We start from the raw sequence: 9,109 nt of genomic DNA, 5'->3' as shown, positions 1-9,109 counted from the left end.
GATCTTTACCGATGCCAAAGGGTATCGGGTACACGTCAGACAAACTGGTCTGCCCGAGGGCAAGGCAGACAAAATCTACTCCCTGCTGAACGTCAAAGTCTTCAAAAATCAAATCATCTCTAAACACAGAGTTTAGTGCCTAACTGAAAAATGACTGTCATATATACCAATAACTTAGTCCCTAAAAATGCGAAACTTGGGCTAAGGGGGAGAAGCGGATATTTAGGGTGCGAACGGGTGAGTAGGTGAGTAGGTGAACAGGCTCTGCATCCGTCATTCCAGCGAAGGCTGAAATCCAGTCCTTTGCCTAAAGCTCCGCCTGACAAGGACTTACTGCTATCTCCAACTATCAACGGCGGAGTTTTGAGTTAAAGCGAAGTCTCGCTTATTTGAGATGTGAAATGCAAGGATCGAAATTAACCTTGTGCACATGAGCCAATCTTAGCGCTTGACTTTATTTCCACATCCCCAAAAAAAGGTCTCTCATTATAATCCGAGGTTGGAAATCATGGAAAACAAGGAAAACAGCATCAGCGAAGAGAAAGCGCCGGTCTCAAACTTTATCCGCTTTATCATCGACAAGGATCTGGCAAGCGGCAAACACAGCAAAGTGATCACCCGCTTTCCGCCGGAGCCGAACGGCTATCTGCATATCGGTCACGCCAAATCCATCTGCCTGAACTTTGGTCTGGCAAGGGATTATGGCGGAATCTGCCATCTCAGGTTTGACGACACCAATCCCGTCAAGGAAGACGTCGAATACGTGAATTCCATCATGGATGACGTACGTTGGCTGGGCTTTGATTGGCAGGATAAGCTTTTCTATGCGTCGGATTATTTTGATCAGCTTTATGCCTATGCCGAGGATCTGATCCTGCAAGGCAAGGCATTCGTCTGCGATCTTTCACCGGAAGAAATGCGCGCCTATCGTGGAACTTTGACCGTTCCGGGACGCGATAGTCCGTTTCGAAACCGCAAAGTGGAGGAAAATCTCGATCTCTTCCGCAGGATGAAAAACGGAGAATTTGCGGAAGGCAGCAGATCTCTGCGTGCCAAGATCGACATGGCTTCTCCGAATCTGAACATGCGCGATCCCGTCATCTATCGCATCAAAAAAACGGAGCATCACCGCACCGGCGAAGACTGGGTGATCTATCCGATGTATGATTACACGCATTGCATCTCGGACGCGCTGGAACATATCACCCACTCCATCTGTACGCTGGAATTTGAAGATCACAGACCGCTCTATGACTGGTTTCTCGACCAACTGGACGTCCCCTGCCATCCGCAACAAATCGAATTTGCCAGGCTCAACCTCACTTACACGGTAATGAGCAAACGCCGCCTGCTGGAACTCGTGACCACCGGTATCGTCTGTGGATGGGACGATCCACGCATGCCCACGATCGCAGGAATGAGACGCAGAGGTTTCAGTCCCGAGGCGATTCGTGAATTCTCGGACCGTATCGGAGTAGCCAAAGCCAATTCCATCGTGGATTATGACCTGCTCCAATTTTGCGTGCGCGAAGATCTAAACCGCCGTGCCAACCGCGTCATGGTAGTGATGGACCCGATCAAACTGACCATCGACTACTATCCCGAGGACTTGATCGAAGAGCTGGTCGCGGACAACAATCCCGAGGACGAAACCTCCGGAACACGCGTGATCCCGTTCTCCAAAACACTCTATATCGAAAGAGATGATTTTGCGGAAAACCCCTCCAAAGGCTGGTTTCGCCTTGCTCCCGGCGCCGAAGTGCGTCTCAAACATGCCTATTATGTCACCTGCAAAGATTTTGTCAAAGATGCTGAAGGAAACATCACGGAAGTGATTTGTTCTTACGATCCCGAATCCCGCGGTGGTTGGACCCCGGACGCCAGAAAGATCAAAGGCACCATCCATTGGGTTTCCGCCGCCCATGCAATACCCATCGAAGTCCGTCTCTATGACCAGCTTTTCACCCTTGCCGATTTTAACGACATCGAGGAAGGAAAGGACTTTCCAGACTATCAAAACCCAGCTTCACTGATCGTGAAAACCCACTGCATGGCGGAGCCGGGATTGAGTCTCGCCACCAGCGGCGAACGCTTCCAATTCATGCGTCAGGGCTATTTCTGCGTGGATCCGGATAGCAATGACGAGAGACTCGTTTTTAACCGCATCACGACCTTGAAAGATAGCTGGGCAAAACAGCAAAAACGAACCTGAAACTGGGATTTCATGTAGCGCATGATGCCGATCATGCGGAAGCGATAAATATCACGCCTTCGCAGCATCGGCATGCTGCGCTACTTTGAGCGGTGGCTGGATTGCTTTGCCGGGTCTTCATTTTGTGTTTTTACGGTAAAAAAGGTAAAAAACACATAATTTTACCGGACTGCCCTGCACCCCCAGTTGTCCTCTCCGCCAAGCTGGGTTGCAAAATTCAGAGTTTGCAAAAAGGACAAAAAACAAAAATCAAGGGGAAACCCTACACACGCGGAAGCCTATAATGGCGTAGGCGCTGTAGGTCGCATGGTAGTCGTTCCGATAGGAAACGGGGCAGGGGTAGGAACTGTTGTCCCAGCTACCGCCGCGTACCACACGGTCAGGCCCGCTACTGGCACCGGTTGGATTAGTTTGCGAACCACTTGGATAACTGCCGCGGATATCCCAAACCCATTCCCAAACGTTACCGGTCATGTCAAAAGTGCCAAGCTCGTTGGCTGCCTTGGTGCCGACTGTATGAGTTGTATCACCGGAATTGTAAAAGTACCATGCCACCGTATTGATGTCATTACTGCCGCTGTAGGTGTAATTGTTGGATTGGTTTCCTCCCCGCGCGGCAAACATCCACTCCATCTCGGTGGGCAGTCTGTAGCCATTGGCTGTCCAGGAGCAGGTAACATTGGTGTGGTTGTCATCATTAGTATTCCACCCGGCAGACCAGTTCATGGGGTTTGTGCCATAGGTGAGATAGCTGTAGCAGGGGGTTAAACCCTCGTTCATGCTACGCCGGTTGCAATACTCGATGGCATTGAACCAAGTTGCACGCTCCACAGGTCCGTTGGTTACACTGTGAAAATTCGATGGATTGCTGCCCATCACTGCTTGATACTCTGTTTGTGTCACTTCATATTTGCCGATGTAAAAGTTGCTAAGGGTTACATTGGACGTGCCGTTGCTAAATGTACCTCCGGGTACGTAGATCATCTGAACGGGAATTGACCCGATAGTATATGTAGCGGAGGCGATTGCGCTATCTGTCCAGCCTGTCTTAAACGCTTTGGCTTTGATCGTGGTGGCGCTTGAGACTGTGAGCGGGCTGCTGTACACAGTTGATGTGGCTGTGGGTTCTGTATTGTTGATAGTATAGCGGATCGTAGCTCCACTGGTGGCACAGCTCAGAGTCACACTCTGCGCCGTTGGGTAAGTCCCTCCCGCAGGACTGAAGGTGGGTGTAACAAGAACGTTATTGGGATCCATGGGGTTATCAAGTTCCCGGTTCATACAAGAGACAATTGTCATCATGATCAGCAGCATTAGTAAAGGCGATAGCTTTTTCATGTTAAACCTCTTCATTGGGAAATCCGGGATCTCATTTCGGTTTGAATGCGATTGGAAGCCATGCTGCCCTTGAAAGTGGAATATGCAAGCCAGGCGAAGGGCAGGATATTAAAGTTTAGGCTGATATGGTAGTTGCGCCGGCTGTCCAAATAGATTTCCCGGCACTCCAAAGCTGTGCTGGGATTTGATGCCGCCTGATAATCCTCATAATCAAGATCTGCCTGGTGATACATATAAGCGGCAATTCCGATTCCTGCAGCAAGGGTGCTGAGCGCTCCATAGCGGTGAAACTTCCATTTGCTTTGTTGTTTCAGGATGGCGCGTGGGATGGGTTGAAACACGATTTTGGCATTGTAGCGTTCATTTTCTTTGAGAGTTATCTGAGATTGTTGGGTGTAGAAACCCCATTTGCCGGCGGTTAATGTATATAACCCGGCGTCCGCTATTCCATGATTGCCATTGAGGGGGGTTCTTTTGCCGCCGGCGTCGGAGAGCACGAACTTGGCATCATCCGGGCTGGAGCTGATCACAATTTCGGCAGGTGCCAATATCATCCTCACCTGCAGCAATCTCTCCTCGTTTGGCGCAAGAGACAAAGTGGTGGATACCGTTTTCAGAGGAGTGGCAGACGCACCTTTGGGTTTGATCTCCAGTTTCAATATCCCTGGGGCCACCCGGAGGGTGGATTCTTTGGCAACCACCGCGATCTGTTCACCATTACTCAAGAGCAAGAAAGGATAGTGATCCGATCTGATGGTGAGCAGAGCAAGGATGTCTTTCAGAATGATATGTTCTTTCATGGTTACGTTTGGCTTGATCGTGATCACCTTTTCGCCGTGAGCATAGTTTGGACTTTTGGGCACCACCTTCAGCGTGTAGGTACCGGGGCTCAAACCTGAAACTTCACCACTCAGATCAAGTGGAGTTTCGCCCATTTCCTGATCATTGAGCCAAACAGCGCTACGGGTAGGCTCTGAGGACAGTTTCAAATCGCCAAATTGCGGGATCAATTGCACTGTAGATTCCCCTCTGGCGCCAGAGGTGGTGATGATCTCCGCTGAAGTATCCTGATAGCGCTTGCGGGAAAAGCTTACTCTATACTTTGTAGAAATCGGATCGTAAAAGGCAAATGGAGTCTGCAAGATCAAGCTTGGATAGCCGTCAATAGTGAAATTCGCTCCCTGGGGATTTGAATTGAGGGTAAAGCGAGGAGTGGAGCTTATTCTGCTTTGGATACTGCTTTGTTTCCAATCCAGCCTAACGGTTTCGTTTTCCAAGATCTGAACTGTGTCGCTTAGTTTGGCATTGCCAAAGAACATCTCCACTGTGTGCGCCCCCACGGTCAGCGCTTTCACATTCATTGCATAGCCCAGTTTAGCCTTTCCTTTGGAGACCCTGTCCACAAACACTTCCGTTTCAAAATCTACGGTGATGCGCAAGTCTCCGGTCATGCGTTCAAGCTCAGTTTCGGATTGAGCGGGGGGAGGTTTTTGCGTGGGAGTGATTGGAGTGCTCACCGTCGCTTTCTTTTCTTCAACGGGTTTGTGCAAAGCAAAGACAAAATCTCCGCGGTCAAGCTTGGGATTGGGGATAGTGCCAAACTTGGGGTGTTGATTTCCACGGGAATATTCGACCACATTATCTTCAAGGTATACACCAAGCTCCGCTCCGGTCACATAATAATCGCGGTTCAGATCGGCAAAGCCCTCGCCCAGTCCTTTGAGCAGGGTGGTTTTGAAGATGCTTTGATCCGGCACCGTTTCATCGGCGGCGCCGGCGGTGATAAATTGCCGCGTCGGTTGGGAGGTCTTGACGTCAATGATCTTGGGTATGGCGCGCCGGGCAGTGAAAATGGTTCCGGAAAAGCAACTGTCAAAGATCATCAAAACGTGTTTGGATTGCACCAGTTCGGCATATTCGTTGATCTGGGACATTGATATGGCTTTGCTGCGAAAATCCCCCTTGTTGATTTCATAAGCGGGTGCATCGATAGCAACGATATAGCCAAGATCGGTGCCGTCAGCTCTTTTTTCGGTGTAGCCATGCCCTGCGAAGTAAAAAATCAGCCCCCGCTCGGGATCCTTGCCGGTGACGTCAACAAAATCGCTCATCGCTTTCTGCATCTGGGCACCAGTCTGGTTTTCCAAAAGGGTTACCTGCACGTTCAGCTTTTCCAGCATTGCTTTCACGTCCTGAACGTCCCCTTTGACGCCTCTGAGTTTTGGAAAGTGCCGATACTCACTATTGCCGATGATCAGGGCATGATAGCCAGAGTAGAGCCTCATCTCGGCACCACTCTCCGACCTGACCATAATCCCTGCCGAGAGCAGACAAGTGACTCCTATTAGCAGACAACAAACCAGTATTTTCATAATTCACCACCCTTTGGTAATCTCTGTGCGTGGATGCGTTGTAGACTCCCATAATCCTGTCAAGTCTTATTTTTTTACCTTCGCATCTTTATGCAGATGTTACAGGATAACATACTGTCTGATAATAATATGGAGCAGGGGTGATATGTGCATGCATGGCACAATTGTCATTGATTGTGGAAACAATTAGATTTGTCGGAAATAAGCACTTGACAGATTTAACGTTGTTGTAAGCATTGCGAAAATCTATTCTACGAGGTAAATATGTTTTGTAAGAACTGTGGTACCGAGATCGCCGGAAGCGCTGTCGTGTGTCTGTCATGCGGTCTGCCACCCCTCAAGGCGAACAAGTTTTGCCAGAATTGCGGCAAAGACGTCAATGAAAGTGCTGAAGTGTGCATGAACTGCGGAGTCAAGCTCGCCGGCTTGTCCGTTTCAGGTGGGCTTTCAGGTGACAAGAGCGACAAAGATTGGTTGACCACGTTGCTTTTATGCTTCTTCCTTGGTAGTTTTGGAGCGCATCGTTTTTATGTGGGACAGACCGGTTTGGGTATTCTCATGCTGGTTACGGTCGGCGGCTTCGGAATCTGGACTCTGATCGATCTGATCATCATCATCATGGGCAATTTCAAAGATGCCCAGGGTAAACTGATCACCAACAAATAGTTGCCCTGCATTATCGTATGAAACGCGGAGACGTCTTGCCATCCGGCAGTCTCCGCTTTTGAATGTCCCGGCTTGCAAGTTGGTTTTTTAGGGAGAGCTGAGAGTGCAGAAATTTAGCTATAAGGGCGTGGAAATCGCCTACGTCGATGAGGGAAGCGGCGAAGCCCTGCTCTACATTCATGAGTGGAACGGTTCTTCGCAGGTGTTTGTGCGTGCCAATCTTCCCATTCTGAAACGGGACTTTCGCGTCGTGGCGTTTGACCTGCCTGGCTTTGGCAAATCCGGACAGATCGAAGGATTTGTCTATGGCGAGATCGAACGCCTAATTTCTGCGCTGATGGATCACTTGGGACTGGATCAATTTCACATCATGGGTTTCTGTTTGGGCAGTTCAATGGCGTTGGACTATTATCTGCACAACCCAAAGCGGATCAAATCCCTCATCCTGATGGACATCGCACTCACTTTCCCCATCATCATGCGCCTGATGAATCTACCAATCATCGGGAGATTGCTCTATAAGATATTCAGCCGGACGAAATCCGGATTCAGCGCGTTTCTGATGTTTGTCAACAATCGGGTGCTGATCGGCAACGCCGACCTCTTTGAATCAATCCAGCAGACGACTTATGCCAACGCGCGGCTCTATATCAATTCTGTCCGCAAAGAGCTGGCAACCTTCACCAAAAGTGTGGCAGAACAGACTCATCATCCACCCTGCCTGGTCATCACCTCGGATAACACGCTGCGTCTGTTTTACAAGGATTCGCATACCATGCACCGCATCTGGCAAGAGAGCAAACTCATCGTGATGAAGAATTGCGGGCACTACATCCAGCTCCAAAAGCCAAAAAGCCTCTGCGAACACGTGAAGAGCTTCATTGAATCCAATGCCTGATCATCTCTTACGCCCGCTTCCAAAGATGACGGATGCGATCATCTTTCCGCCGAATATGGATTATGATTACTTCAGCATCAGGAAAGATCATCCCTTTCCCCCGGTGCAGACGGACTTTGATCCCGCTATCTGTTGGTGGCTGAGCGAGTTTTCCCTGATCGCCTATGAACACCCCAATTTTATCCGTCTGGCGATGGATTCCATCCTGGATATGAAAACCCAAATCGTGAACAACAACAATTTCCGCTGCGTCGTTGCCTATGACGATGAACTGATCGTGGTGGCTTTCCGCGGAACGCAGATCAAATCCATCGGTATGCTAAAAGACCTTAGCTATGGAGTGCTGGTCAAGCCCGTCTTCGCGTCCGATTACGGCAAGCTGCATCAGGGCTTTTTCGATTCCTACCAGAGAGTGTGGCTCGATTGCGAACTCGGAGCCAGAAACATCGTCCGGAAACTGAAGCATGAAAACCCTCAACGCCGGCTGTGGTTCACGGGGCACAGCCTTGGCGGCGTGATTGCAGTGCTGGCAGCAATCGAGAGCAATTGTCAGAATCCGGTCTATACCTTCGGCTGCCCCAAATTCGGCGACCGTGAGTTTGCCCGCAAGCTGGGGATCAGGCATTTTCGCATGGTCAATCGGGACGACATCGTAGTCCGCTTCCCGCCACGCTTTTCCAAATATATCGGCCATGACGTCTATTATATTGATGGGGAAGTCTTTCAGATCAGCGACAAAGGGATAGCTGTTTCCACCATCGAGGACAAGTCCTTGCTCAAATATATCTTTGATCTGTGGAAGACAAACCGCAACGCGGTCTTCAAACTGATCTTTTGGGGCATCCCCGCCTCCGCGGTCAGGTATCTGCTACGCTTTCAGGTGCTCAAGTTCGTCAGCATCCTCAGCGATGCCATGCAGGAACTGCTGTTCAAGTATATGGTGGATCACGCTCCGGTGCTATATGCCATCAGCGCTTACAACTATCTGATCTCTAATGGACGCGGCTCTGCGTCAAATGATTCCGGCAGTCCATAAAAAACCTCCCGAACATCTTGGACGCCCGGGAGGGATTGCGAAACCTAAAGAAGGATGCGCAGCCCTTACATCGAGCCGGCTACTGCCGCAGCAAAGACCACGAAATAGAGCACAGATAGAACCATGCTGATAATGAAGCCCCAGAGAGCTGCTTTTCCGGCTCCATTGGCTTTGGTTGGCATGGCGTCCTTCCAGACGAGATAGAGGATCAAGCCCACTATTGGAAAGAGAAAACAAATGATTCCCAATCCGCCGATTGTGCCATCGGCTGAATTGACTTGCTGCACACGAACCCCGCAATGAACGCACACCACGGCTTGAGGATTGATCTCCTGACCACAATTTGAGCAATGCATACGATACTCCTTGAATATATTACGTGCAAGTATCCTATCTGCCCATATTGTGTCAACTTCTTTTTCTCAAAGTGGATGAATAAGACTGAGGAGACTGTTCAAAAACCATCACCATTCTACGCTGCTTTACCAGAGCACTTGGAGAATAAGTGGTCTAAGTGCTTCCAATTCACATTTTCTTGACAGATTTGGGAGATGTTCAGATTGGCAATCAGCGATTGCTCATGCATG

At 49.6% G+C, this 9,109-nt stretch carries 7 protein-coding genes; 4 read left to right on the top strand and 3 right to left on the bottom strand.

What is annotated here, in order from left to right:
* Nucleotides 1-508 precede the first annotated feature (508 nt).
* A complete protein-coding gene (locus Q8M98_00415) occupies nucleotides 509-2,212 on the top strand; it encodes a glutamine--tRNA ligase/YqeY domain fusion protein (GenBank protein MDP3113213.1) in 1,704 nt (567 codons plus the stop codon).
* Nucleotides 2,213-2,461: 249 nt separating this feature from the next.
* On the opposite strand, the gene Q8M98_00410 is transcribed toward Q8M98_00415, so the two are convergent.
* Together Q8M98_00410 and Q8M98_00405 are read right to left on the bottom strand one after the other, a co-directional pair.
* Entirely contained in the window at nucleotides 2,462-3,550 is a 1,089-nt protein-coding gene (locus Q8M98_00410; GenBank protein ID MDP3113212.1) for a formylglycine-generating enzyme family protein, read from the bottom strand.
* An 11-nt stretch (nucleotides 3,551-3,561) separates the two neighbouring features.
* Nucleotides 3,562-5,835, bottom strand: coding sequence for a caspase family protein (locus Q8M98_00405; protein MDP3113211.1), 2,274 nt, complete (start codon nucleotides 5,833-5,835; stop codon nucleotides 3,562-3,564).
* Between the two features lie 351 nt (nucleotides 5,836-6,186).
* Here Q8M98_00405 and Q8M98_00400 point away from each other — a divergent pair, with 351 nt between their 5' ends.
* The 3 genes from Q8M98_00400 to Q8M98_00390 all read left to right on the top strand — a co-directional run bounded on the left by Q8M98_00400 (nucleotide 6,187) and on the right by Q8M98_00390 (nucleotide 8,522).
* On the top strand, nucleotides 6,187-6,588 hold the full coding sequence (locus Q8M98_00400; GenBank protein MDP3113210.1) for a TM2 domain-containing protein: 402 nt from the start codon (nucleotides 6,187-6,189) through the stop codon (nucleotides 6,586-6,588).
* A 103-nt stretch (nucleotides 6,589-6,691) separates the two neighbouring features.
* On the top strand, nucleotides 6,692-7,486 hold the full coding sequence (locus tag Q8M98_00395) for an alpha/beta hydrolase (GenBank protein ID MDP3113209.1): 795 nt from the start codon (nucleotides 6,692-6,694) through the stop codon (nucleotides 7,484-7,486).
* A gap of 25 nt (nucleotides 7,487-7,511) precedes the next feature.
* A complete protein-coding gene (locus Q8M98_00390) occupies nucleotides 7,512-8,522 on the top strand; it encodes a lipase family protein (protein MDP3113208.1) in 1,011 nt (336 codons plus the stop codon).
* Between the two features lie 65 nt (nucleotides 8,523-8,587).
* On the opposite strand, the gene Q8M98_00385 is transcribed toward Q8M98_00390, so the two are convergent.
* Nucleotides 8,588-8,878: a zinc ribbon domain-containing protein gene (locus Q8M98_00385; protein ID MDP3113207.1), complete on the bottom strand. Its 291-nt coding sequence runs from the start codon at nucleotides 8,876-8,878 to the stop codon at nucleotides 8,588-8,590.
* Nucleotides 8,879-9,109 lie beyond the last annotated feature (231 nt).

Source organism: Candidatus Cloacimonadaceae bacterium, from assembly GCA_030693415.1.
In the GTDB taxonomy this organism is placed as follows: domain Bacteria; phylum Cloacimonadota; class Cloacimonadia; order Cloacimonadales; family Cloacimonadaceae; genus JAUYAR01.
This window is presented reverse-complemented; position numbering and strand designations above follow the sequence as displayed.

What these genes read in the sequence shown, in the direction of transcription:
- Q8M98_00415 (MDP3113213.1), top strand. Translation starts at nt 509, where the DNA reads ATGGAAAACAAGGAAAACAGCATCAGCGAAGAGAAAGCGCCGGTCTCA.
- Q8M98_00410 (MDP3113212.1), bottom strand. Translation starts at nt 3,550, where the DNA reads ATGAAAAAGCTATCGCCTTTACTAATGCTGCTGATCATGATGACAATT.
- Q8M98_00405 (MDP3113211.1), bottom strand. Translation starts at nt 5,835, where the DNA reads ATGAGGCTCTACTCTGGCTATCATGCCCTGATCATCGGCAATAGTGAG.
- Q8M98_00400 (MDP3113210.1), top strand. Translation starts at nt 6,187, where the DNA reads ATGTTTTGTAAGAACTGTGGTACCGAGATCGCCGGAAGCGCTGTCGTG.
- Q8M98_00390 (MDP3113208.1), top strand. Translation starts at nt 7,512, where the DNA reads ATGACGGATGCGATCATCTTTCCGCCGAATATGGATTATGATTACTTC.
- Q8M98_00385 (MDP3113207.1), bottom strand. Translation starts at nt 8,878, where the DNA reads ATGCATTGCTCAAATTGTGGTCAGGAGATCAATCCTCAAGCCGTGGTG.